We start from the raw sequence: 21550 nt of genomic DNA, 5'->3' as shown, positions 1-21550 counted from the left end.
CTTTTAACCTTTCCGCATATAATTATTTACTAAATGGCTAAGCGTATAAGGTACGAAGACAGGAACCCAGAGCCACTTTTGCCTCCCCAGGAGAGGGTGAAAGGCTTTAGAGAATACGCTCTTGGCTATTCGGTCCCCCTTGCCCTTGATGAGGCCCAGAGGTGCCTTTTCTGTAAAGATGCGGACCAAAGGTGTATAAAGGGCTGTCCCATAAACGTGGACATACCGGGCTTTATAAGGAAAATAACGGAAGGAGACCTTGTAGGTGCCTACAAGAAGATAATTGAGGCGGACCCTTTCCCCTCCATATGCGGTAGGATATGCCCTCAGGAGAGGCAATGCGAAGGTTCTTGCATACTGTATTATGATACGGTAAGAGATAGAAAAAACAAGGGACTTCCAGTAAGCATAGGCGCCCTTGAGAAGTTCGTGGGAGACTTTATAAGGATATCTGGCATAAAGGTGGACGTGGAGAAGGAAAAAGCCACGGGCTATAGGGTAGCTGTAATAGGTGCCGGGCCTGCGGGGCTTGCCTGTGCCTATGACCTGGCAAGGTGGGGGCATGAGGTGCATATCTTTGAAGCACTGCCAAGGGCTGGGGGTGTGATGGCCTACGGCATACCCCATGCAAGGCTACCAAGGGAGATAATAGACTGGCATATAAAAGAGCTTGAGGATCTGGGTGTTAAGTTTTTCTTTGGCTATGCGGTGGGAAGAACCATAAAGCTTTCCGAGCTTTTGAAAAAATATCATGCTGTTTTCTTGGCTGTGGGTGCAGGAAGGGGGTCTTTGGGTATAAAGGGAGACCATCTGAAAGGTGTCTATTCTGCCATAGAGGTTCTAACAAGGGTAGGGCTTGCAAGGGCAGACCTTTTTCCACAGAGCGCAACGCCTGTAAACCTTGGAAGGAGAACTGCCATAATAGGTGGTGGCTTTACGGCTGTGGACTGTGCCATAACGGCCCTGAGGCTTGGAGTGGAAACCCACGTGGTATACCGAAGGACAAGGGGGACCTCTTCCGCACGCCAAGAGGAGTGGGATCACATTGCAGAAGAGGGTGCCATAATTCATTGGCTAACACAGCCCATAGAGATAGTAGGAGACGAAGAGGGTAAGGTGGTAGGCCTAAGGTGTATAAAGATGGAGCTGGGAGAGCCAGACGAGAGCGGAAGGCCAAGGCCTGTGCCAGTAGAAGGGTCAGAGCATATAATAGAGTGCGATTCGGTCATATTTGCTATAGGGCAAAAGGCAAACCCTGTAGCTTATGAAGACCTGCCAGAACTTGAGCTTACTAAGTGGAAAACCATAAAGGTGGATGAAAACTTTAGGACATCTGTAAGAGGCCTTTTTGCCGGTGGAGATGTGGTAAACGGTGGAGACACGGTGGTAAGGGCCCTCGCGGAAGGAAGAAAAGCGGCCAAGTCAATACATAAATTTCTTATAGAGGAGGTAAGTTCATGAAAAGGATTGTTCTTATCTTAGGAGCTGTCCTTTTGGTCTTTTTTGTCTTCAGGGCCTGCGGCGAAAAGCCGGAGGAGTCTGCCAGAGATACGGTAAAAGACTTTATTGAAGAGGTAAGGGACGGGGAAGGAAAAGAGGCCGTAAAGCTTCTGTACCCACCTTTTAGGGATGCTTTGGTGCAGGAACTAAAAATGCCTGTTCAACTAACGGAGATGAAGCCATCGGAAGTTCTGGCCTGCGTGCTTTCTTCCATGGGTGAGAACATAAAGAAGGTAAAGGTGCTTGATGCAAGCAAGATAGACGATAAGCATGTGGAGGTGGTGGTAAAGATAATAGATAAGCAAGGGGTGGAAAAGATCCTTAGCTTTATAGTGATAAAGGACGAGAAAAAGTGGAAGATAGCCAGCATATCTGGTATTAAATGAGGATACTCCTTTGGCAGACAGCCTACCTGGGGGACGTGGTCCTTGCCACCCCCCTTATAAAAAGTCTCAAAAAGAATTTTCCAAAGGCACATATAGCCTTTGTGGGCAGAAGCTTTATAAAAGAACTTCTAAAGGGCTTTGACATAGAGTTAATTCCCTTTGATAAGGGCCTAAAAGAAAGCTTTGAGATGCTGGAAAAAATAAAAGACTACCATGTGGCCATAAGCCCGCACATATCCGCAAGGACAGCCCTCATCCTTTTTTTCTCCGGCATACCTATAAGGATTGGCTTTGACAGGTCGGAGTTATCTTGGTTATACACACATAGGATAAAACACCGATGGGACATGCACGAAGTAGACAGAAACTTAGAACTTTTAAAGCCCCTTGGCATAAAAAACTTTGAAAGGCTTCCTGCTTTGATGGTAGAAGAGGAGGAAAAAAGAAAAGCCATTGAAAAGTTCAATCTTCCAAGGGAGTTTGTGGTTATATCTCCTTTTTCTAACTTTCCACTAAAGGAGTGGAGCTTGGAAAACTGGCTTGAGCTTGTCAAAAGGATAAGGCTTCCCGTGGTGGTGGTTGGTAAAGAAAGAGGAGAGGCCTTCAAAGATAGCTCAGTTATAAACCTTGTAGGAAAAACAAGCTTGAGGGAGCTTATGGCCGTCATAAGCCTCTCAAAGGCTGTAATATCCTGCGATTCCTCCCCTGTGCATATAGCCAACGCCCTTGGCGTGCCAGCCATAAGCATATACACTGCCACCTCACCAGACTATGGCTTTTATCCTCTAAAGGGCTACTACCTTAAGCCAGACCTCTGGTGTTCTCCCTGCTCGCCAAACCCAAAAAGGTGCAAAACTGGCACTCAGGCATGCTTAAACAAAGTTAGGGTAGAAGATGTGCTTGAAAAGCTTGAACTTGTCCTCTCTTGATGGTTTATAACCGACTGGGCTATGCCCAAAAACAGAAGGGAAGCAAAAAGGTTAGAAGAACCATAGCTTATGAAGGGTAATGCTATACCCTTTGGTGGTATTAGGTTGGAAACCATTGCCATATTCCACAAAAAGGAGAGTGCAAAGTTTATGGCTATGCCAAAGAGAAGGAGCTTTTCCATAGGTTCATACATCCTTAGAGAATACCAGAATAATCTACCTATGAGAAGGCAGTAAAGGACAATAACCATAAATATCCCCAAAAATCCCATCTCCTCACCTATAACAGCCATAATATAGTCCGTGTCAGATGCAGGCAAGGCTCCCAGCTTTTGAACACCTTGACCTATTCCCACGCCCATAAGACCACCCCTTGCAAGAGCATAAAGGGACTGTATTATCTGGTATCCACTGTCCTCTGGGTCAAGGAAAGGGTCCTTCCACGCAGAAAGCCTTTCGGCCACATAGCCCTTTGATGTAAGAATGTAGTATATGACAGTAAACATTAAGGGAAGCACTGCAAGATAAACCTTTTTTGGAACACCACCTACATATACCATTAAAGCAGTCATCAACAGAATAAAAACTGCACCCCCTTTGTCTGGTTGCAAAAGCAGAAGGAAGGCAATAAGAAAAGGGAAAAACAAAGCCCATAAAAGATTTTTCCATTGTCTTAAGTTGCCCTTTCGTACTATGTAGTAAGACAGAAATATAACAAGGCTTATCTTTGCGAACTCCAAAGGTTGTATGCTTGTGCCAAAAAGCCAACGGTCTACAGCTCTGCCAGATATGAACTTCTTCATAAGCACGGCTATTAAGCTCAAAACAGTAAGTCCTATAAGGAGGTAAGGAACTATACCTTTCATAAAAAGCCTATAATCTACCCTTGCCAATATATTAGCTATATAAAGACCCAAGAAAAACACAACGAGTTGAAAGATCGGTTTTTTATAAAGGGAAAAGGTAGAGTAAGAATCCATAAAGTAAGGCACCACATTAATGCTTATTATGGCAGTCTCTCCTATTATAAAGAGGGCAAACAGGCTAAGGATAATCCATCCATCCCAGTGTTTAAGCACAATAGATAAAAGTATACACAAGGGAGTGAAAGGTGTATAATATATTATTGTGATCCGGGGTAGCTCAACGGGCAGAGCAGGCGGCTGTTAACCGTCAGGTTGGGGGTTCGAGTCCCTCCCCCGGAGCCATAAAAGACATCATGATAGAAATAAAGGGTATTACTCTCCCCGTCCTGTTGGTAGAGATAAAGGAAAAAGGTAATATTGACAACATTGTGGAGGAAATAAAGAAAAGGATATCCTCTAAACTCTTTGAAGGTAGCTATGTACTCATAGACGGCAAAGGTCTACTGGAAAAGGAAGAAATAGAAAAGATAGAAAGCGCCCTTGCAAGCAAGGATATAAAAAGCGTCAAAAAAATAAGCAATCTTGAAACCACCAGAGGAGAAAGGCTTTTAATAGTTCAAAAGCATCTCCGTTCCGGCCAAAGGATAGAACACAATGGAGATATCCTTGTTCTTGGGGATGTGAATAAGGATGCGCAGGTTATAGCAACTGGTAATATTATAATTATGGGAAAGCTTAGGGGCATTGCCATAGCCGGAGCTTTGGGCGATGAAAAGGCGGTGGTGGTGGCCCTTGAAATGGAACCACAGCAGATAAGAATAGGTAAAAAAGTAGCCATAATGAACGAAGAAGAAAGGAAATCTCCCGGCTATCCGGAGGTTGCAAAGATTGAGGATGGGAGTATAATACTTGAGAGGGTATAAATGAGTAGAGTGTTTGTAGTTACTTCTGGAAAGGGAGGTGTAGGAAAGACAACCATAACTGCCAATCTAAGCGTTGCCCTTGCAAGCCTTGGCAGAAAAGTGCTTGTGGCGGATGCGGACATAGGCCTTAGAAACCTTGATATGATACTGGGTCTGGAAAACCGTATAGTTTATGACGTGCTTGATGTTTTGGAAGGTAGGGTGGATTTTCATAAGGCTTTGGTCAGAGACAAAAGGGGTCTTAGCCTTTGGCTACTTCCCGCAAACCAAACAAAGAACAAGGACGCCATAGACAAAGATAAGTGGGTAGAGCTTATAAACACCATAAGGGAATCCAATGAATACGATTACATATTCATAGATTCACCAGCTGGCATTGAAAGGGGCTTTCAGATAGCTTCTCTTCCAGCGGATGTGGCCTTAGTGGTGGTAAACCCAGAAGTTTCTTCTATTAGAGATGCGGACAGGGTAATAGGACTATTGGAAAACATGGGCAAAAAGGAATCCTACCTTGTTATAAACAGGATAAAGTGGGAAAGTGTAAAAAAAGGAGAGATGCTTTCGGTAGAGGACATAGTGGATATACTCAAAGTGGAGCCAATAGGCATAGTGCCAGAAGAACCAAAGCTTATAGACTTTACCAACAGGGGAGAACCAATAGTGCTATTCGGAGAATACAATGCCTCAAAGGCCATAATGGACATGGCAAGAAGGATTGAAGGTGAGGACGTTCCTATGGTAAGATATGGTGAGAAAAAGAGCTTCCTTGAAAAGCTTTTGGGGAGATGAGTATGATATGGGACCTACTTTTCAATAGAGGGAAGAGTAAGGAGGAGGCTAAAAAGAGATTAACCTTGGTTCTATCCTATGAAAGAAAAGGTCTTCCGCCAAATTTTGTTGACCGGCTTAGGGATGACTTAATATCTGTTTTCTCAAAATACCCTCAGTTTGAAGTAAAAAGGATTGAGGTGGATATAAGAAGAGAAAGGGAGGGCTTTGACGAGCTTTGGATAAGCATCCCCTTTAAGCAATGAAAAGGCCCGTTATACTCCTTGACCTTGACGGTGTGCTTGTAAAAGACAAGGCGTTAAACCCTTTCCCAGATACTCATAGCTTTCTTAATGGTATTAGAAGCCTTAACATACCTTTCAGGGTGGTCTCTAACAACTCCACAAGGCCTCCAAAAAAGATATTGGAGGAGCTAAAAAATAAAGGCATAGAGTTAAGAGAAGATGAATTCATATCACCCCTATCCATACTGGGAGATTATCTAAAAGAAAAAGGCATAAAAAGGGTTTTCTTCATAGGCATGCCCGTTGTAAGGGAATATCTTTTGGACCTCGGTTTTGAGGTGCTTGAGGATTATAGAGTGGATGCGGTGGTAATAGCTCAGGACAGAAGCATAGACTTCAAAAAGCTAAAGCTTGCTACTTCCGCAGTCTTTTTGAACGGTGCAAGGATAGTTCCTGTAAATTTAAGCAGGATAGTTAAGGATGATGATGGATTGTATTTTCCGGGTGCTGGGTCCATAGCTATTTCCATAGCCCATGCATGCAACTACAAGGAAGATATACCCAATCTGGGCAAGCCCTCCAAAGAGTTTATAGAACATGCTCTAAAAGGGCTTAAAGGAGAAGAAGTATATCTTGTAAGCGACGATATATACACAGACCTAATGGGGGCAAAGGATTTGGGAATAAAGACAGTTTTTATGACAACAGGAAAATACAAAGAAGAGGAGTTAAAAAAGGCAAGCTTTAGCCCAGACCTTGTTTTTAACAGCTTGGAAGACCTACTGCAACACCTTTACAAAGCTATTCTTCCTTAGCCTTTCAATAAGCTCCTGTTTCCTTTGTTCTATTTTCCTTAAAAGTATCTCCTGTTTTATCTCTTCTATATCCTTATCCTGCGAAGTGTTTTCCTCCGATATGACCCTTGCTATGTATATATGGTCCTTGTCCTCCGCCATTACTACATCACCAACCTTTGCACGCCACACTTCCTTATCAAGGACCTCTACCAGCTCTCCCCTACTTACCCTCAACCTTTCTAAGTTAACACCCAGCTCCTTAGCTATAACCTCAAGTGGTTTAGAAGGTTTAAACACATCCACCAGCTTACTCCCTTCCCTTTTATCCACCACAAGAAGCTCTATATTCCTAACCACCTTTATATCACCCCTTTTCAATTTTTCCAGTTCAATTTCCATATCCGAGACCTTTATCTCCCTTCCAAGAAAGGCCATAAGGCCCTGGGTTGCCAAAAGTTCTCTCTCTAAAAATCTTCTAAGGTCTTGCAAGGTAAGATTTTCTTTTGCAAGTTCTCTTGCTAAGCCTTCAAGGTCTGTCTTGTTAGCTCTTGCTATGTTTTGAATAGTTCCATCTATTAGTTCTTGAGGCACCTGAAGGCCCTTACCTATAAGGAATTGATACAAAAGCATATGTTCTACAAGCTTGTCAATAACCTGTCTTTTTGTTAGGCCTTCATAAAAAAGCATGCCCATCTTTACATCACTTTCCAGTATTGGCTCTGAATTAACAGAAGCCACAACCCTATCTACAAGGACCGCAGAAAAGCTTATAGCTGTCCAAAGTAAAACTCCACAGAGTACCTTTTTAAAGCTTCCTGAAACCATCTTTGAAAGACCTCCTGCCTTTTTTCTCTGAGAAGCTTTTCCCTAACTATAGGCTTTGCCTCCTCAAGGGGCATTATACCACTTCCCCTTTTTTCTGCCACCCTAAAAATAACATAAACTCCCCCCACTTCTATAGGTTTTGTGGTCTTACCCACATCATAAGGGTATAGCTGTCTTCTTACTATCTCTGGCAAGGTCTGTATGGAATACCACATGGGCTGGCCCTTTTTTATCTCCCTATCTTCCTTTACCGTAATTCCGTTGGCAAGGTTGTAGTATAGCTCATTAGCCCTATCAAGGTTGTCTACAGAATACCTTTCAAGTAAAACCTGGGCTGGAAGCTTAAATTCTCTTAGATTAAGGTAATAATAGGCAGTAATCTGTCCATCTTTTATATCCATATTCCCAGCTATCCTATCTATGATCTTTTGCGTGAGAATCTCTGTGTATAAAAACTCCTTAGCTATATTACTTAACCTTTTGCTTCCCACGTGCTTTTCCACATAGTCCTCAAATTCTGCATTTGAGACCGAAAGCCCCATACGTTTTGCTTCCATCATTATTATCTTACTTCTCACATACTCTACCAAAAACTCTTGCAGGTCCCTGGAAGTTGCCCTTGCAATGGGAAGATGAAGGATCTCCCTCCAATAAGCACCAAAGGCCTCCCTTACCTCCTCTGAAGTTATAACCTCCTTGTCTATGCGTGCAACTACCTTGGCAAAGGAAAAGCTTATAAGGAAAAGTAAAATCAAAAATCTTACCATCTGGTATATTATAGCAATATGGAAGCCATCTTAAGCCTTACTATTATATTGGTCTTTAGCTTTCTTGGTATATACATGAAAGAATTCTTTATAGGTCTTAAACCCTTTGTGGTTCCCATGCTTGCTTTTGTAATGCTTAGTATGGGTCTGACCATGAAGGCTTATGATTTTATGGAAACCTTAAAAAAGCCCTTTAGAATATTCTATGCGGCGCTTCTTCAATTTACCATAATGCCCTTCCTTGGATATTTTCTTGCAAAAATCCTAAGTGTAAACACAGAATTGACCGTAGGGACAGTGCTTGTAGGCTCTGCCCCTGGTGGGACCGCTTCTAATGTTATAACATACCTTTCCAAGGGAGACTTGGCCTATTCGGTAAGTATGACCACCTTTTCTACCCTCATCTCCCCCATTTTGACCCCGCTTCTCACCTACCTTTTGGTAGGAAAAAAAGTGGATGTGCCAGTGATGGATATGCTCAGGGACCTAATTTTTATAGTCGTATTGCCCGTAGCTATTGGCATATTCATAAAAAGGTTCCTTCCATCCACAAAAGCCTTTGAAAAGGTCCTGCCCTATATGGCAATAGTTGCCATAGGTATAATAATTGCCGTGGTGCTTGCGCTAAACTCTGAAAGGTTAAGGGACCTTAGCATGCAGGTGTTCCTTCTTGTATCCCTTCATAACCTTTTTGGTTTTCTCCTTGGTTATATCTTTGGTTTGCTTGCAGGCCTTGATAAGGTAAGGGCAAAGACCCTATCCATAGAAGTTGGCATTCAAAACTCTGGACTTGCTGTGGTGCTTGCCCTAAAGTACTTTTCTCCCTTGTCCGCCTTGCCTGGAGCCTTGTTTAGCTTAGTGCAAAATATAAATGGCCTACTTCTCTCCGCTTTATACAGAAGGCTATGAAAAGGCTTACAGTCATTTTTATACCTTTTCTATTTTCCTGTTCTGTTATGGTGAGGGAAGCTTCCAAAGAAGAACATCTTAGGGTAAGCTGTCCAACCATTATACGAACAGAAGGTTTTTATTGTGATGGTGAAAGGGCATATAGCAACGCAGTTCAAAGTGGAAGCAGGGTAAAGATAGAAAACCTTTTAACTGGAAGAAGTATAACCATAGCCGTTTTTAGAAAGGAGGACGTAAAAGGCATATGCGTGCCGGATAGGTTTAGAGGTCTTCTCGGGCCAGCTCCATTCCCAGCAAGGCTTGAGGTTCAAAGGTGTGGAGTAGATGATATTAGAACCTGCCCAGCCTATATAAGGGGTCCTGCCAGTTATTATGCCGAACAATACCACAAAAGAGAAACTCCCTATGGTATTCCCTATGACATGCATGGTTTATATGCGGCAAGCCCAAACTTGCCCCTCGGTAGCCTTTTAAGGGTAAAAAACTTAAAAAACGGTAGAGAAGCCACGGTAAAAGTGATAGATAGGGGACCTTTTAAAGGCAATAGGGTGCTTGACCTTTCCTATGCTGCCGCCAGGGAGCTTGATATGATAAAGGATGGAGTTGTAGAGGTAGAGGCAAGGGTGCTAAGGTGTGGAGACTAAGGGGTGTGTGGTGGATAAACTATAAGCATAACCCTTCCCATCTTTGACCAAAGCCTATCAAGGTCTTTTGCCTCCATGCTTTTTGACTCCTCATAGCCCGTATGCACAAAAAATTTACCTCCTTCATAGCCAACTACCACCATATAGTGGGGTATGCTTACAAAAAAACTTCCCAAATCAACGAGGATAATGGGAGGGATACCCTTGTCTATTAGGACCTTTAAATCCTCAAGGGTGCCTTGTCTTGTCTCAGCTTTTAGCCCAAGAGATTTGACATAGTTTTCCAAGTCTGTTATAAGAGCTCCTTTGAGCTTTGGATTATACACCTTTTCCGCTATAGCCTCTTGGGAAAGGGATATGCCATAAAAGCCAAGAACAGAGCTTAAAGAGACAGGACCACAGAACTGGTCCTTTTGCTTTACAAAAGGCACTTCAAGGCTTTTTGAGTATATAAAAAGGGGGAAAAGGAGGAGCAGGAAAAAGGTCACCTTATTATGATTTCTTTGTTGAGAAGCTTTAGGAGTATAACAAGGAGTATGGCAACCACAAGGATGCCTATGGCCAAGCCTATACCATCCCCACCTGCCAAAACCCTATCGGATGCCTTTGCAAGCATGTGTATTTGTTCATCGCTTAGTTGAGAGAGTTTTTGTTCCACTTCTTCCTTTGTAAGTCCATATGCCTTTAGCTTCTCTTGAAGCTCTTTGCTTTCAAGGACCCTTTGGACCTTGGCAAGGTCCTCTTCCCTCTTTATAATCTCTTCTGAAGCAGGCTTGGAGCTTACAAGTCCAGCCACGGCAGGAGCAGAGTTAAAGGTGAAGAACCATCCTGCCACACCCAACACCAAAAGTGGCCTCCTAAAAAACCTTAGCATGTCCACACCTCCTTTTTGCGTTAATTATATCAAAAGTCTTCAACGTTTGGGTTAAAAGGCAAAGTCCCGTATTGAGCGCCTTCTACTATAACCTTTCTACCTTCCACCTTTACCCTACCCTCTGCCATCCACTTGACCGCCTGCGGTAGTATTCTATGCTCATGAAAAAGGATTCTTTGAGAAAGGCTCTCTTCCGTATCCTCCGGAAGCACTGGCACGCAAGCCTGAACTATAACAGGACCATTATCAAGCTCTTGCGTAACAAAATGGACAGTACAGCCTGTTATCTTTGAACCATAGTCAAGGGCTTGTTTTTGGGCATTTAGGCCCTGGAAGGCTGGGATTAGGGAAGGATGTATGTTTATAACTTTCATAGGAAAGGCGCTTAGAAAAGTGGCAGAAAGCACCCTCATAAAGCCCGCAAGCACCACTAATTCCACACCCGCCTCTTTTAGGGCTTCTACCATAGCCAGTTCAAAGGCCTCTTTACTTTGAAAATCTTTCCGCTTTATCACCTTGTATGGTATATGATGCCTTATGCACCTGTCTATTGCCTGAACGCCTTCCTTATCCGATATGACTAAGGATATTTTACTTTTTAGCTTTCCCCTTTCTATGGCATCTATAATGGCTTGGAGGTTTGACCCTCGCCCAGATACAAGCACGCCTAAATTCATGCTATTATATTCTATCCTAATACAAGGCTAAAAGGAGGCTTAGAATGAACGTAGAGTTTATAGGTAAGGGTATTGAATGGACAGATTCTATGAAAGCCTTTGTGGAAGGCAAACTTGAAAGGTTTAAGAGGTTTCTCAAAGAAGCTGATGAAGACCAAGTAGAAGTGGTAGTTACCCTTTCCACTTCAAGGGCAAAACAAAAGGATTTTGCAGGCGATAGCAGGCCCACCTTATACAGGGTAGACATGGACATTTATCTAAAAACGTGGGGTGGTGGTGCCTTGCACGCTTGGGATGAAGATGCTGACCCATTCTCCGCCCTTGACAGGGTAATGGATGAAATAGAAAGACAGTTAATAAAGTTAAAACAAAGGAGGCTTGAACTAAGGAGAAAAGGACACAAGATAAAAGAAGAAATGATAATGGAAGAGATCCTTCCTCATGAAGAAAGAGAAAAGCCTCTAATAATTGAAGAAGAGCTGGTAATAGAAAAGCCTATGAGTGTGGAGGATGCTATCTTTGAACTTCAAGATTCTGGCGTTTACTTTTTACCTTTTGTAGATATAAGCACGGGAACGTTAAAAATAGCCTACAGGAAAAGGGGCGGCAACTTTGGAGTTATAAATACAAAATGTAAAGGCATGTAAAAAAAGGGGCTGCCCTTATGGGCAGACCTCCTTCTCTTCTACCTTTGCCACTTTGCCGTTTTGATAATAGGTGGTCTTTACTATCTTGCAGTTTCCTTTTGAGGCAACTGGCTCAGCTACTACCTTTTGAGTGCCATCCTCCGACCTGTACTCTACTGGCCTGTTTTGCATGGCCGCTTCCCTTGATGCCCTTGCAGCTATCTCTGTTATTGTTCCGCCTATAACCGCACCAAGAACGCCACCGATAACAGCACCACGCCAACGGTTATTTTTGTCTATAAGTGCGCCAGCTATGGCACCGCCCGCCGCTCCTATGCCTGCTCCCTCATAGGTCCTTTGCGTGGTTACCTGACCACAAGAAAAGACAAATCCTAAACTAAATACTCCAAAGAGTATAAGTGCCTTCTTTCTCATGTTTCACCTCCTTTACATAACAATTATAGGTTTCTTTTCATTAAAAAACCATTAAAAATTCCAAGGGATTGTATAGCTTTCTCATCAAGGTCATATTGTAAGCATGAAGTAAAATATTCAACCAAAAAGCTTTGATTAAAACCATTTACCTTTATTCTTCCTTGCATAAGGTCTTTGAAAAACAAATCCTTGGACGTAGAACATTGTTTAGCTATATAATCACAAAGCCAAGTGGGTGCATCCCTCCTGACTAAAAAAAGAGCAAAGACAAAAGGAAGTCTATGTCGTTTAAACCACTCCTCACCCAGGTCATATACATACTGCCATTTTCCAAGAGACTTCTCAATCATAGCCTCATCACCTATAAGCATGATGGCATCCGCCTTAGACCTGTCTTTAACAAGCTCGGGACTGTTGCCGTATATAACCTTAACAACGTACATAGCAAGCTCCTTAGAGGTTAGAGAAGCAGGCGTCAGGTAAAGGCTTTTTATATCCTCAAGGGGTCTATTAGAGAAGATAAGTACAGAACAGGCCCTTTCTCTTGATGCTATACACACCTTAGGAACAATCAAGTAGTCCTCTTTATGAAAAAGATATTCCACAGAAGAAACTATACCCGCATGTAGCTCTCCTTTTCTTAGCCTGTCTACCAGTTCTGAGGGATGGCCTTCTACTAAGACTGTTTGTGAAGTATCCCATTTATAAAAGAGGGGTAGAGTATTAAGGTAGCCAACCTTACCAACCTTTATCATCAAAGGCTTTTGGACAGTTCTATAAAGGCTTGAAGCTTTTGGTAAGCCTTTCCAGAATGTATGGACTCTTTTGCCATCTCAAGGGCCAATTCTTTATCATCTGTCAATCCAGAAACCATTATGCCAAATATAGAGTTTAATAAGACCATATGATAGGCAGGAGAGACTTCACCCTTAAGAATTGAAAGAACCATCTTTGCGCTCTCTTCCACAGAAGACACTCTTATATAATCCACAGGATAGGTCTTAAAGCCAAGCTCTTCCGGATGGAAGTCATACAGAAAAACTTCTCCATCTTTTAGCTCAGCTATACGCGTGGGCGCGCTAATGGAAACTTCATCTATACCATCCTTTCCATGCACCACAAAGGCCCTTTTTATACCCAATCCCTTCAAAGCAAAGGCCACCTTATCTACAAAGCTATCGGAGAAAACTCCAATAAGCTGTCTTTTGGCGCCCGCCGGGTTTGAAAGGGGGCCTATAAGGTTAAAAATAGACCTAATGCCTACTTCTCTCCTTGGCCCTATAACCCTCTTCATGGCAGGATGAAAGTTGGGGGCAAACATAAAGCCTATGCCTATTTCTTCTATCATTCTCTTTACCTGCTGTGGGCCAAGGTCTATCCTGGCACCAAGATATTCCAGTAGGTCCGCACTGCCACTTTTGGAGGATATGGACCTATTTCCATGCTTTGCCACCCTTATGCCCGCACCTGCAAGGACAAAGGCAACCGTTGTAGAAACGTTAAAGGTTCCCGACATATCCCCACCAGTACCGCACGTATCCACCAAGTTCTCCCTGTCTTCTATCTCTACCTTTGTAGCCCTTTCTCTAAAAAAGCTTGCAGCACCCTCTATCTCCTCTGGTGTTTCTCCCTTCATCTTAGTGCCCATAATAAAAGCACCTATCTGGGCATCTGTTGCCCTACCTTCTGTAATCTCTTCTAAGGCCTGCCTTACCTCTTCCTTGGTAAGATTTTCAAACTCGGAGAGCTTTTTTAGAAGATCCTTCATAGTTTAAAATTTTAAACCATTAAGCTCCAATCCTTCTAAAAGTTCAAGGCATGTTAAATAAAAACCCTTTTATGATATTTAAGCTATGGAGCTTTTAAAGCTTGTAAGGGCCTCCGGGTGAGCCAGTAAGCTGGGTCCGGCGGACCTGGAAAACTTAATAAGAGGGCTGGACCTATATGTTGATGAGCACACCCTTGTGGGTGTGGGTGATGATGCGGGAGTTTACGCATACGGAGGAAAGGTATATGTGCATACGGTAGACTTTATAACCCCTATACTAAACGACCCATACCTATGGGGTGCCATATCTACCGTCAACTCCCTAAGCGATGTTTATGCCATGGGTTGCAAGCCACTTAATGCCCTTGCCATTGTGGGCTTTAATAACTGCGACCTTGATATTGGAGTTTTAAGGGAAGTTATGAAAGGTTGTGCGGACAAGCTAAAAGAGGCTAAAACGGTATTATTGGGAGGACACACAATTGATGACAAAGAACCCAAGTTTGGTCTTGCGGTGATGGGAGTGTGTGAAGATGGAAAATATCTCACGCAAAATGGGGCAAAGCCAGGTGAACTTTTGGCTTTAACAAAGCCCATAGGTGTAGGTATCCTTACAAAGGCTATAAAGGAAGGAAGGCTAAAGGAAAAAGATATAAAACATGCCATTGACTATATGCTCATGCTCAACGACAAAGCATCTTCCCTTGCAAGAGAGTTTGCAAGTGCTTGCACAGATGTAACGGGCTTTGGCCTTTTGGGCCACGCCTACAACATAGCAAGAAGGTCTAAGGTGAGGGTATACATAGATTTTTCAAAAGTTCCAATCTATGAAGAGTCCATGAGGTTTGTAAAAGAGAAGGTCTATCCTAAGGGAGCTATGGACAATTACAACTTTGTTAGGGATTACCTTATGGTGGAAGGCTTGGAACCATGGGAGCTTTTGGTTCTTTCTGACCCTGTCACCTCTGGAGGGCTACTTTTTAGCTTTCCAGGAGAAAGGCTACAAGACCTTGAAAAGAAAGCCCAGGAGCTGGGCCTTAAACTTTGGATAATAGGGGGCGTGGAGGAGGGAGAAGGGCTTAGGGTCTATAAAGGTTAAACCGTCCCTTCCCTTCTTAAGTTCTCCTTTGAAATTATATAGCTCTTCCTAAGCAAGGCTCTGTTTAAAGCATCCACAAAGCCGTTCACACTTGCTCTTATTATATCCACATCCACACCCCTTCCGCTTGCCTTTACACCATCAAGCTCAATAACAAGCCTGGATTCGGCTTGGGCATCCGTGTTGGGAGTTAGGGCCTTTATGGAAAAGTCCAACAACTTTGGCTCTATGTTAAGAGCCTTTTGAATGGCCTTTATTATGGCATCCACCGGGCCATTGCCTGTAGAGGTGGCCGTCCTCTCTTCGCCTCTGAATGTTAGAACCACAGTGGCCGTAGGCAAAAGCTTATCTCCTGTTTGAACCTGATAATGCAAGACCTTTATAGGCTCCTCTTCCTCATGCTTCATAAACTCCTCATAGACCAGTGCCTCTATATCTTCTTCATATACCTCCTTTTTCTTGTCCGCCAAAGCCTTAAACTTTTCAAAGATCCTATCCAAGTCCTCCTCTGAAAACTCAAAGCCAAGCTCCTTTAGCTTGCTTTTTAGCGCATGTCTTCCAGAGTGTTTTCCCAAAACTATCCTTGTGGAAGGAAAGCCCACATCCTCTGGGGACATGATTTCATAAGTTAGAGGGTTTGCCAAAACGCCATGTTGGTGTATACCCGACTCGTGGGCAAAGGCGTTATCGCCCACCACCGCCTTGTTTGGCTGGACAAAGCTTCCCGTTATCCTGCACAATAGCCTACTGGTTTTGTATATCTCCTTTGTGTTTATGTTGGTGTATAGACCGCCAAAGAAGTCTTTCCTTACCTTGAGGGCCATAACGATCTCTTCCAAGGCTGCGTTCCCAGCCCTTTCACCTATGCCGTTTATAGTGCATTCCACCTGCCTTGCACCGTGCTTTACGGCCATAAGGGAGTTTGCCACAGCCATTCCAAGGTCATCATGACAATGGACGCTTATTATGGCCTTGTCTATGTTTGGTACATTGTTCCTTATATCCTCTATAAGCCTTGCAAACTCCTCCGGCACTGCATATCCAACCGTGTCTGGTATGTTTATCACAGTAGCTCCAGCCTTTATGGCAGTCTCTATAACCTTGTAAAGGAAATCCCTTTGGCTTCTTGTAGCATCTTCACAAGAAAACTCCACATCGTCGGTGAATTTCCTTGCAAACTCTACGGCCCTCTTTGCCCTTTCTAAGACCTCCTCTGGGGACATCCTTAGCTTATACTTCATGTGTATTTCAGAAGTGGCTATAAAGGTGTGTATCCTTTTCCTTTCCGCAGGCCGTAGGGCTTCGCCCGCCAGCTCTATATCCTTTTCCAATGCCCTTGCAAGGGAACATATAGTTGGGCCCTTTACCTCGGTAGCTATTAGATTGACAGCCTCAAAATCGCCCTTTGACGCAGCCGCAAAGCCCGCCTCTATAACATCCACCCCAAGCCTTGCCAACTGGTGCGCCATTTGGAGCTTTTCTTCTGTGGTCATAGAAAATCCCGGTGCTTGCTCTCCATCCCTTAAGGTGGTGTCAAAGATATAAACCCTTTCCATCCTTTAACCTCCTATTAAATGATAATAATTTGCAATTCATTCTTTGTCAAGGGGAAGGCAGGGTGTTTCAAAAATAGCCCGTGCTTCCACACAGACCACGCCCCTACCCCCTGCAGTAGGAGCTCGTGCCCATATAGGGTCTCCCCACAAGCCCCGAAAGAGAATATCTTTCAGGACAGAGAGGTCCCTTAAGACCTTCTCAGGAGAGAGTGCAGTCAGCACCACTACCTTGAGAACTTGCCATGGATTAAATCGGATACCTAAGCTTGTTCCTTCCAGAGGCTCAGATACCCTCCATGGCTCACTCTCAAGGCTTAAAGACTTTATCAAAGCTTCTATCTCTTTCATATGCTTGACCTTCAAATAGGCATTCTTTACTTTCTCTTTTACATATTCTTTTAGCTCCTTTAATTCCTCTACGCTTAGCCTTTTTATAAGCTCCATATAATTCTTTGGCACCTTTTCTTTTAGACCTAAGCCTCTTCTTGCTATCACATAGGCACCTGCTATATCCTTGCTTACCATATATTGTGGTGCATACTTTAACATGCCTATGATAGATGTGTAGGCTGGATTTACTTCTATCACTTCTATGCCATTCCTTTTTGCAAGTAGCTTTATCCTTTCTAATAGCTTTCTGTAAGCAAAGTTATGCCTTATCCTTCTTGATAGCCTCCCAGAATAATCTCCTTTTTTTCCTTTGTTTTTTATCCTTAGCTTCTCTATCACTATTGCCTTTCCTTTCTCTTTAGCTAAGCTTACAACTCTATGTGCGTATATCCAGATGTAATAGTCTCTCTTGTTGCTATTACCACTTGATAGCTCTGGCATAGGCACCTCACCATAGCTTGTAAGGTTTCCACACTCATCCGTTTCTACCCAAGCTATGTGGTTTGGATAGGCGTTTAGGTCTATGCCTATTACTCCATAAGCTTTGGTTATCTCTATCTGTGGATATTCTTCCTCTATGGTGAAGTAAGCATACACATTGCCATCTCTTAGCTTTAGCTCTACCGTATATGCTCTTCCAGAAAAAGCTATCTCTTTAATCTTGTCTATCCTATCCCCTGCACTTATCAAGGCATATACATATTGCCTTTCTCCTGTGTTTATTCTAAGATAGGTCCTATCCTCTTTTACTTCTATCCTTGTGTTTTGGTTTCCTTTACAATTTGCTTGTCCTATGGAGTATAGATTGCCTTTTCTCCTCTCTTGGAATTGTATTTTTAACTTTTGGTAGTCTTTCCCGTTTATATGTCTTTTTTGCAATTTTCTAAAATTATCTCTTCCGCCAAATATAACCTTTTTTAAGCTTTCTCCTTTCTCTTTTCTTACTTTCATCAAGGCTTGTGCTTTAACAATGGCTGAGTGTGAATATCTTGCGTTTAGTCCAAACACATTTTGAATTAACTTTCTTAAAGTGTTGATATCCATGCTTTCTAAAAGTCTTTTGTAGGCATATCTCATAGCAGAAGACCATATTCTCATTAGGTTTAAGACCTTCTCTTTGTCTTGATAGTTTGAGAATAAAAGCTTAGTGCTTATGGTTATCATCTCTTTGTTATTTTAACATAACCGTAGGTAAAATGGATTTTTGAAACACCCTCAGGGGAAGGAAACACTCCCCCGTAGCCACCACTATCTTCCCATCTTTTCCAGAAAAAGCCAAAGCCTTACCCATAATATAGCACACACCCGCAAGCCAACAGGCTACAGCATCCAATTCATCTTGAGAGTAAGGCCTATCTTCCAGCTCAAAGGGTAAGCTTTTATACAGGCTAAGGATTGCATTTTTGTCTCTTCTGTCTATTCTCAAAAGGTCATACATGGCTCCAGGAAAGGTCTCCAAAACTTCTAAACCTTTTGACCTCAAAATACTCGCCAGCCTCATGCCTCTCTCTGTAAGCATCCTCATAGGTCCAAGGCTTATGGGAAAGAACCTGTATCCACTTTTCTTCAAAAGGCGGTCGCACTCCCTAAAATGAGGCCCCCTCTCTTCTATGCTCCTTCTTCCCTCTGGCAAAGACAGAGGAGCATCTATCATAACAAGCTTAAAGCCCTTTGAAATTTCCAGTATCTCCTCATCCGTGTATAGTGTGCCTACCACCAGTCTTTTATCCTTCAAAAAGGCATAGCCCGTTTTCCTCTTTGGACTTCCTGCAAGGTCAAGACCTAATACTCTCTCCCAGTCTTTCAAGGTAATCCCTTATCCCTTCCTCTAACCTATACCTTGGCTTGTAGCCCAAAAGCCTTTCCGCCTTTGATATATTAGCCTGAGTAAGCTTTTGGTAAAAGTCGTAGGGACAGTCAAAGTATTCCACCTCATAGCTTGTGCCAAGGTATCTGTTTAAAAGCTCCACAATTTCGTTAAAGCTCCTTGCCTCTCCTGTGGCTATGTTAAAAATACCTGAGACATCCTTTTCTAAAGCCAAAAGGTTTGCCTCAATAACATCCTCTATATAAACAAAGTCCCTCTTCTGCTCCCCCCATTTGAAAAGCCTTGGCCTTTTTCCTTCCTTCATCTGCCTGTATAGCTGGTATATCATGCTTGCAGTCTTTCCCTTATACTGCTCACCGGGCCCATAGACGTTAAAGTATCTAAAGCCTACCACCTGAATATGTTTGTTCTCTTCCATAAAAGACAAGGCTATGTGGTCCATCATGAGCTTGGAAAAGCCGTATACGTTCTCCGGTACCAAACCCTCTTCTTCCCTCATGGGAGGTTCTGTGTTTCCATAAACGCCTGCGGATGAGGCGTATATTAGCTTGGCATTCCAATAGAGGCAAGCGTTCAATATATACCTTAAGCTATCTGTGTTTACTCTTAGCATCTTCCACTGGTCCTGCACGGTGGTGTCCGTTATGGCTCCTTTGTGAAAGACCACATTAAAGGTAAAGTTGTTTTTTAACCATTCCCAAAGGCTTGGGTCCGAGAGGTCTCCCGTTATCACCTCTCCTTTAAAGCCCAAAAGGTTTTTAAAATGCCCAGAGGAAAAGTTGTCTAAAACATATACCTTTGCCCTTGGATAGCGCCTTTCAATAGCCTTTGCTAAGTTGGAACCTATAAAGCCTGCACCACCCGTTATCAAAACTCTCATCTTTTCTTACCCTTTTTCTTGGTAGGCTTTTCTTCCTTAAAGGTTAGCTTCTTTATCACATAAGTTTGGCCAAGGTTAAAAATGTTGTTGAGGGTCCAATATAGCACAAGGCCAGCTGGAAAGCTAGCAAAGAGGAAAGTAAAGAAGACGGAGCTTATCATCATTATGTAGTTTTGGGATTTTTCTGGGCTTGGGCTTATGAACTGCTGGGCTATCATGGTAATACCCATAAGAACAGGGAGTATGTAATAGGGGTCCTTTTGAGCAAGGCTCTGTATCCAAAGGAACTTGGCAAGCTGTAGGTCTGCCGTTATGGTAAGCACCTTATATAGAGCAAAGAAGACGGGTATCTGCAAAAGGATGGGTAGACATCCAGACATGGGGTTAAAGCCTACCTCTTGGTAGAGCTTCATCATCTCCTCTTGGAACTTAACAGGGTCGTTCTTGTATTTTTCTTTTAGCTCTTGCATTTTGGGGGCAAGCTCTGCCATCTTGCCCATGGCAACAGTGCTTTTGTATGTGAGGGGGAACATGAAAAGTCTAACTATCAGTGTTAGGGCAACAATGGAGAAGACCCAAGAGTGAAGATGTTCGTATATCCAATACATAAAGATAAAGAGGGGCTTTACTATGAGCCTTAGAGTACCAAAGTCTATTGTATCGGAGAGGCCTATGGTACTTAGCCTTGAATACTCTTTGGCGCCAGCATAGAAAAGAAGCCTACCACTAGACTTTACCAAGGTGATCGTGCTTTTATTTTCTACCTTATAAATGGCTACCGCCGAAATTGGGCCAGAAAAGCCCTTAAAGTAATATCTGCTTTCCTCTCCAGCAAACTTAATGTCTCCAGTTATAAGCTGTCTTCCTTCTACTTTTTCTACATCTATCCTTTCCACCCTATCACCTATCTTTATCACAGGGCCAGAATGGCTGTAAAAATCCGCCTCTTGGACTCTCATACCCGCAGAAACAAACATAGGTGGAAGGCCTGAGGATTCTATGCTTAAAGAAAAGTAATCGCCCTTATATTCCAATATCTTTTTAATTTCAAAGTTTTCTGCCCTTAGCCTTGCTATTATCTGGTTGTCTTTTGTATAAATCTCGTAGCGTGAGAAGTTAAGTATATAGTCTATCTGGGGGTCTCCTGTGTATACTTCAAGGGGGTATAGGTTTAGCCTTTTCTCTTCTTCTGTTATAAGCTCCTTTTTATATTTTTTATCCACTAAGCTTATTACCCTTGCACCCTCTTCCGAAAGGGTTAGGCTAAACTTTTCAAAGTTAAAGGTCCTCAAGCTTTGTGGCTTTTCCTTTTCCCTTGTGGTGCCAAGAAGTAAGGATGGCACATCCTTTGGTTTCTCTTCGGGCTTCTTTTGGGGTTGTTGGGTGGTTTGCTGAGGGGCAAAGAATATAAGGTAAGCTTGATAGCCAAAGAGGAAAAGGGTTATAACTGCAAAGATGATAAGAAGTCCTTTAAGGTCTAAATCTTTTCTCTCCATCAGGGATAATCCACGCCACCCTTAGAAAAGGGGTTGCACCTTAATACTCTCCACATAGCCTTCATCATACCTCTAAGAACTCCATGCTTTTCCACCGCCATTATAGCATAGTTGGAGCAGGATGGATAATACCTACAGCTTGGTGGATAAAGGGGAGAGATGAAAACCTGCCAAAACCTCAAAAAGGCCAAAACTCCCTTCTTCAAGGCGCCAATCTCTTTCTTCCCTTCTGTCTTCTTCTCTTTATTATAGCCCTTCCGCTTTTGGTAGACATACGAGCCAGAAAACCACTTTTGCGCTTGCGCTTAAGGTTGGAAATGCGTGTTATATTCCTCTGCGTTGCCATCTTCTACCTCCAAAAT

27 protein-coding genes and 1 tRNA gene are annotated in these 21550 nt (G+C 43.0%); 12 read left to right on the top strand and 16 right to left on the bottom strand.

Annotated elements, in window-relative coordinates:
- The first annotated feature begins 33 nt into the window (after positions 1 to 33).
- The 3 genes from gltA to ACZ5GB_RS09075 are packed head-to-tail and all read left to right on the top strand — an operon-like array spanning position 34 to position 2815.
- Positions 34 to 1461, top strand: a complete 1428-nt coding sequence (gltA, locus tag ACZ5GB_RS09085; RefSeq protein WP_464326901.1) for an NADPH-dependent glutamate synthase — start codon at positions 34 to 36, stop codon at positions 1459 to 1461.
- Positions 1458 to 1886 carry a DUF4878 domain-containing protein gene (locus tag ACZ5GB_RS09080; protein WP_464326900.1) on the top strand — a complete coding sequence of 143 codons (429 nt, stop codon included), beginning with the start codon at positions 1458 to 1460 and terminating at the stop codon, positions 1884 to 1886. The genes gltA and ACZ5GB_RS09080 overlap by 4 nt, the downstream gene beginning before the upstream one ends.
- Positions 1883 to 2815, top strand: a complete 933-nt coding sequence (locus ACZ5GB_RS09075) for a glycosyltransferase family 9 protein (protein WP_464326899.1) — start codon at positions 1883 to 1885, stop codon at positions 2813 to 2815. The genes ACZ5GB_RS09080 and ACZ5GB_RS09075 overlap by 4 nt, the downstream gene beginning before the upstream one ends.
- Here ACZ5GB_RS09075 and ACZ5GB_RS09070 read toward each other — a convergent pair.
- Positions 2749 to 3894 (bottom strand): FtsW/RodA/SpoVE family cell cycle protein, encoded by a 1146-nt coding sequence (locus tag ACZ5GB_RS09070; RefSeq protein ID WP_464326898.1) that lies wholly within the window; start codon positions 3892 to 3894, stop codon positions 2749 to 2751. The two genes, ACZ5GB_RS09075 and ACZ5GB_RS09070, sit on opposite strands and share 67 nt — an antisense overlap.
- A gap of 53 nt (positions 3895 to 3947) precedes the next feature.
- On the opposite strand from ACZ5GB_RS09070, the gene ACZ5GB_RS09065 reads away from it, so the two are divergent.
- From ACZ5GB_RS09065 to ACZ5GB_RS09045, 5 genes are all read left to right on the top strand, one after another.
- Positions 3948 to 4023, top strand: a tRNA-Asn gene (locus ACZ5GB_RS09065).
- An 11-nt stretch (positions 4024 to 4034) separates the two neighbouring features.
- Positions 4035 to 4604, top strand: coding sequence for a septum site-determining protein MinC (minC, locus tag ACZ5GB_RS09060; RefSeq protein ID WP_464326897.1), 570 nt, complete (start codon positions 4035 to 4037; stop codon positions 4602 to 4604).
- Positions 4605 to 5393 carry a septum site-determining protein MinD gene (minD, locus tag ACZ5GB_RS09055; protein WP_464326896.1) on the top strand — a complete coding sequence of 263 codons (789 nt, stop codon included), beginning with the start codon at positions 4605 to 4607 and terminating at the stop codon, positions 5391 to 5393.
- Positions 5394 to 5395: 2 nt separating this feature from the next.
- Entirely contained in the window at positions 5396 to 5638 is a 243-nt protein-coding gene (gene minE, locus ACZ5GB_RS09050; protein WP_464326895.1) for a cell division topological specificity factor MinE, read from the top strand.
- A complete protein-coding gene (locus ACZ5GB_RS09045; protein WP_464326894.1) occupies positions 5635 to 6432 on the top strand; it encodes an HAD-IIA family hydrolase in 798 nt (265 codons plus the stop codon). Before minE ends, ACZ5GB_RS09045 begins: the two co-directional genes overlap by 4 nt.
- Here the strand turns inward: ACZ5GB_RS09045 and ACZ5GB_RS09040 are convergent.
- Positions 6397 to 7239, bottom strand: a complete 843-nt coding sequence (locus tag ACZ5GB_RS09040; protein ID WP_464326893.1) for a SurA N-terminal domain-containing protein — start codon at positions 7237 to 7239, stop codon at positions 6397 to 6399. The two genes, ACZ5GB_RS09045 and ACZ5GB_RS09040, sit on opposite strands and share 36 nt — an antisense overlap.
- Positions 7182 to 8006, bottom strand: a complete 825-nt coding sequence (locus ACZ5GB_RS09035; RefSeq protein WP_464326892.1) for a peptidylprolyl isomerase — start codon at positions 8004 to 8006, stop codon at positions 7182 to 7184. The genes ACZ5GB_RS09040 and ACZ5GB_RS09035 overlap by 58 nt, the downstream gene beginning before the upstream one ends.
- 18 nt (positions 8007 to 8024) lie before the next feature.
- On the opposite strand from ACZ5GB_RS09035, the gene ACZ5GB_RS09030 reads away from it, so the two are divergent.
- Both ACZ5GB_RS09030 and ACZ5GB_RS09025 read left to right on the top strand, forming a co-directional pair.
- Positions 8025 to 8915 (top strand): bile acid:sodium symporter family protein, encoded by an 891-nt coding sequence (locus ACZ5GB_RS09030; protein WP_464326891.1) that lies wholly within the window; start codon positions 8025 to 8027, stop codon positions 8913 to 8915.
- Positions 8912 to 9559 carry a septal ring lytic transglycosylase RlpA family protein gene (locus ACZ5GB_RS09025; RefSeq protein WP_464326890.1) on the top strand — a complete coding sequence of 216 codons (648 nt, stop codon included), beginning with the start codon at positions 8912 to 8914 and terminating at the stop codon, positions 9557 to 9559. The genes ACZ5GB_RS09030 and ACZ5GB_RS09025 overlap by 4 nt, the downstream gene beginning before the upstream one ends.
- Here the strand turns inward: ACZ5GB_RS09025 and ACZ5GB_RS09020 are convergent.
- Genes ACZ5GB_RS09020 through purN form a run of 3 tightly spaced genes read right to left on the bottom strand, consistent with a single transcriptional unit; the run spans position 9556 to position 11110 of the window.
- Positions 9556 to 10047: a C39 family peptidase gene (locus ACZ5GB_RS09020; protein WP_464326889.1), complete on the bottom strand. Its 492-nt coding sequence runs from the start codon at positions 10045 to 10047 to the stop codon at positions 9556 to 9558. The two genes, ACZ5GB_RS09025 and ACZ5GB_RS09020, sit on opposite strands and share 4 nt — an antisense overlap.
- Positions 10044 to 10433, bottom strand: a complete 390-nt coding sequence (locus tag ACZ5GB_RS09015; protein WP_464326888.1) for a PA2779 family protein — start codon at positions 10431 to 10433, stop codon at positions 10044 to 10046. Before ACZ5GB_RS09015 ends, ACZ5GB_RS09020 begins: the two co-directional genes overlap by 4 nt.
- Positions 10434 to 10462: 29 nt before the next feature.
- The gene (purN, locus tag ACZ5GB_RS09010; RefSeq protein ID WP_464326887.1) at positions 10463 to 11110 is read right to left on the bottom strand and encodes a phosphoribosylglycinamide formyltransferase; all 648 of its coding nucleotides are present in this window, start codon (positions 11108 to 11110) and stop codon (positions 10463 to 10465) included.
- Between the two features lie 44 nt (positions 11111 to 11154).
- Here purN and hpf point away from each other — a divergent pair, with 44 nt between their 5' ends.
- On the top strand, positions 11155 to 11757 hold the full coding sequence (hpf, locus tag ACZ5GB_RS09005; RefSeq protein WP_464326886.1) for a ribosome hibernation-promoting factor, HPF/YfiA family: 603 nt from the start codon (positions 11155 to 11157) through the stop codon (positions 11755 to 11757).
- A 15-nt stretch (positions 11758 to 11772) separates the two neighbouring features.
- Here the strand turns inward: hpf and ACZ5GB_RS09000 are convergent, their stop codons facing one another.
- Genes ACZ5GB_RS09000 through trpD form a run of 3 tightly spaced genes read right to left on the bottom strand, consistent with a single transcriptional unit; the run spans position 11773 to position 13939 of the window.
- Positions 11773 to 12171, bottom strand: coding sequence for a glycine zipper 2TM domain-containing protein (locus tag ACZ5GB_RS09000; protein WP_464326885.1), 399 nt, complete (start codon positions 12169 to 12171; stop codon positions 11773 to 11775).
- A 23-nt stretch (positions 12172 to 12194) separates the two neighbouring features.
- The gene (locus ACZ5GB_RS08995) at positions 12195 to 12926 is read right to left on the bottom strand and encodes a menaquinone biosynthesis protein (protein ID WP_464326884.1); all 732 of its coding nucleotides are present in this window, start codon (positions 12924 to 12926) and stop codon (positions 12195 to 12197) included.
- On the bottom strand, positions 12926 to 13939 hold the full coding sequence (trpD, locus tag ACZ5GB_RS08990) for an anthranilate phosphoribosyltransferase (RefSeq protein WP_464326883.1): 1014 nt from the start codon (positions 13937 to 13939) through the stop codon (positions 12926 to 12928). The genes ACZ5GB_RS08995 and trpD overlap by 1 nt, the downstream gene beginning before the upstream one ends.
- Before the next feature lie 130 nt (positions 13940 to 14069).
- Between trpD and selD the strand changes: the two genes are divergently transcribed.
- Positions 14070 to 15038, top strand: coding sequence for a selenide, water dikinase SelD (gene selD / locus ACZ5GB_RS08985; protein WP_464327834.1), 969 nt, complete (start codon positions 14070 to 14072; stop codon positions 15036 to 15038).
- Here the strand turns inward: selD and leuA are convergent.
- Genes leuA through rpmH form a run of 7 tightly spaced genes read right to left on the bottom strand, consistent with a single transcriptional unit; the run spans position 15035 to position 21534 of the window.
- Positions 15035 to 16594 carry a 2-isopropylmalate synthase gene (leuA, locus tag ACZ5GB_RS08980; protein WP_464326882.1) on the bottom strand — a complete coding sequence of 520 codons (1560 nt, stop codon included), beginning with the start codon at positions 16592 to 16594 and terminating at the stop codon, positions 15035 to 15037. The two genes, selD and leuA, sit on opposite strands and share 4 nt — an antisense overlap.
- A gap of 36 nt (positions 16595 to 16630) precedes the next feature.
- Positions 16631 to 18148: an IS200/IS605 family accessory protein TnpB-related protein gene (locus tag ACZ5GB_RS08975; protein ID WP_464326881.1), complete on the bottom strand. Its 1518-nt coding sequence runs from the start codon at positions 18146 to 18148 to the stop codon at positions 16631 to 16633.
- A 7-nt stretch (positions 18149 to 18155) separates the two neighbouring features.
- Positions 18156 to 18791, bottom strand: coding sequence for a DUF429 domain-containing protein (locus ACZ5GB_RS08970; protein WP_464326880.1), 636 nt, complete (start codon positions 18789 to 18791; stop codon positions 18156 to 18158).
- The gene (rfaD, locus tag ACZ5GB_RS08965) at positions 18760 to 19692 is read right to left on the bottom strand and encodes an ADP-glyceromanno-heptose 6-epimerase (protein ID WP_464326879.1); all 933 of its coding nucleotides are present in this window, start codon (positions 19690 to 19692) and stop codon (positions 18760 to 18762) included. The genes ACZ5GB_RS08970 and rfaD overlap by 32 nt, the downstream gene beginning before the upstream one ends.
- A complete protein-coding gene (gene yidC / locus ACZ5GB_RS08960) occupies positions 19689 to 21188 on the bottom strand; it encodes a membrane protein insertase YidC (protein WP_464326878.1) in 1500 nt (499 codons plus the stop codon). Before yidC ends, rfaD begins: the two co-directional genes overlap by 4 nt.
- Positions 21188 to 21394, bottom strand: coding sequence for a membrane protein insertion efficiency factor YidD (yidD, locus tag ACZ5GB_RS08955; RefSeq protein WP_464326877.1), 207 nt, complete (start codon positions 21392 to 21394; stop codon positions 21188 to 21190). Before yidD ends, yidC begins: the two co-directional genes overlap by 1 nt.
- Positions 21391 to 21534, bottom strand: coding sequence for a 50S ribosomal protein L34 (gene rpmH, locus ACZ5GB_RS08950; RefSeq protein ID WP_464326876.1), 144 nt, complete (start codon positions 21532 to 21534; stop codon positions 21391 to 21393). Before rpmH ends, yidD begins: the two co-directional genes overlap by 4 nt.
- Between the last annotated feature and the right edge of the window lie 16 nt (positions 21535 to 21550).

Source organism: Hydrogenobacter subterraneus, from assembly GCF_055390195.1.
Note: the sequence above shows the minus strand (reverse complement) of the source record. Positions and strands in the feature narration are given on the sequence as shown.

Bases quoted from the DNA above. Each gene is read 5' to 3' on its own strand.
- gltA (WP_464326901.1), top strand. From the start codon at position 34: ATGGCTAAGCGTATAAGGTACGAAGACAGGAACCCAGAGCCACTTTTG.
- ACZ5GB_RS09080 (WP_464326900.1), top strand. From the start codon at position 1,458: ATGAAAAGGATTGTTCTTATCTTAGGAGCTGTCCTTTTGGTCTTTTTT.
- ACZ5GB_RS09075 (WP_464326899.1), top strand. From the start codon at position 1,883: ATGAGGATACTCCTTTGGCAGACAGCCTACCTGGGGGACGTGGTCCTT.
- minC (WP_464326897.1), top strand. From the start codon at position 4,035: ATGATAGAAATAAAGGGTATTACTCTCCCCGTCCTGTTGGTAGAGATA.
- minD (WP_464326896.1), top strand. From the start codon at position 4,605: ATGAGTAGAGTGTTTGTAGTTACTTCTGGAAAGGGAGGTGTAGGAAAG.
- minE (WP_464326895.1), top strand. From the start codon at position 5,396: ATGATATGGGACCTACTTTTCAATAGAGGGAAGAGTAAGGAGGAGGCT.
- ACZ5GB_RS09045 (WP_464326894.1), top strand. From the start codon at position 5,635: ATGAAAAGGCCCGTTATACTCCTTGACCTTGACGGTGTGCTTGTAAAA.
- ACZ5GB_RS09040 (WP_464326893.1), bottom strand. From the start codon at position 7,239: ATGGTTTCAGGAAGCTTTAAAAAGGTACTCTGTGGAGTTTTACTTTGG.
- ACZ5GB_RS09035 (WP_464326892.1), bottom strand. From the start codon at position 8,006: ATGGTAAGATTTTTGATTTTACTTTTCCTTATAAGCTTTTCCTTTGCC.
- ACZ5GB_RS09030 (WP_464326891.1), top strand. From the start codon at position 8,025: ATGGAAGCCATCTTAAGCCTTACTATTATATTGGTCTTTAGCTTTCTT.
- ACZ5GB_RS09025 (WP_464326890.1), top strand. From the start codon at position 8,912: ATGAAAAGGCTTACAGTCATTTTTATACCTTTTCTATTTTCCTGTTCT.
- ACZ5GB_RS09015 (WP_464326888.1), bottom strand. From the start codon at position 10,433: ATGCTAAGGTTTTTTAGGAGGCCACTTTTGGTGTTGGGTGTGGCAGGA.
- purN (WP_464326887.1), bottom strand. From the start codon at position 11,110: ATGAATTTAGGCGTGCTTGTATCTGGGCGAGGGTCAAACCTCCAAGCC.
- hpf (WP_464326886.1), top strand. From the start codon at position 11,155: ATGAACGTAGAGTTTATAGGTAAGGGTATTGAATGGACAGATTCTATG.
- ACZ5GB_RS09000 (WP_464326885.1), bottom strand. From the start codon at position 12,171: ATGAGAAAGAAGGCACTTATACTCTTTGGAGTATTTAGTTTAGGATTT.
- ACZ5GB_RS08995 (WP_464326884.1), bottom strand. From the start codon at position 12,926: ATGATAAAGGTTGGTAAGGTTGGCTACCTTAATACTCTACCCCTCTTT.
- trpD (WP_464326883.1), bottom strand. From the start codon at position 13,939: ATGAAGGATCTTCTAAAAAAGCTCTCCGAGTTTGAAAATCTTACCAAG.
- leuA (WP_464326882.1), bottom strand. From the start codon at position 16,594: ATGGAAAGGGTTTATATCTTTGACACCACCTTAAGGGATGGAGAGCAA.
- ACZ5GB_RS08975 (WP_464326881.1), bottom strand. From the start codon at position 18,148: ATGATAACCATAAGCACTAAGCTTTTATTCTCAAACTATCAAGACAAA.
- rfaD (WP_464326879.1), bottom strand. From the start codon at position 19,692: ATGAGAGTTTTGATAACGGGTGGTGCAGGCTTTATAGGTTCCAACTTA.
- yidC (WP_464326878.1), bottom strand. From the start codon at position 21,188: ATGGAGAGAAAAGATTTAGACCTTAAAGGACTTCTTATCATCTTTGCA.
- rpmH (WP_464326876.1), bottom strand. From the start codon at position 21,534: ATGGCAACGCAGAGGAATATAACACGCATTTCCAACCTTAAGCGCAAG.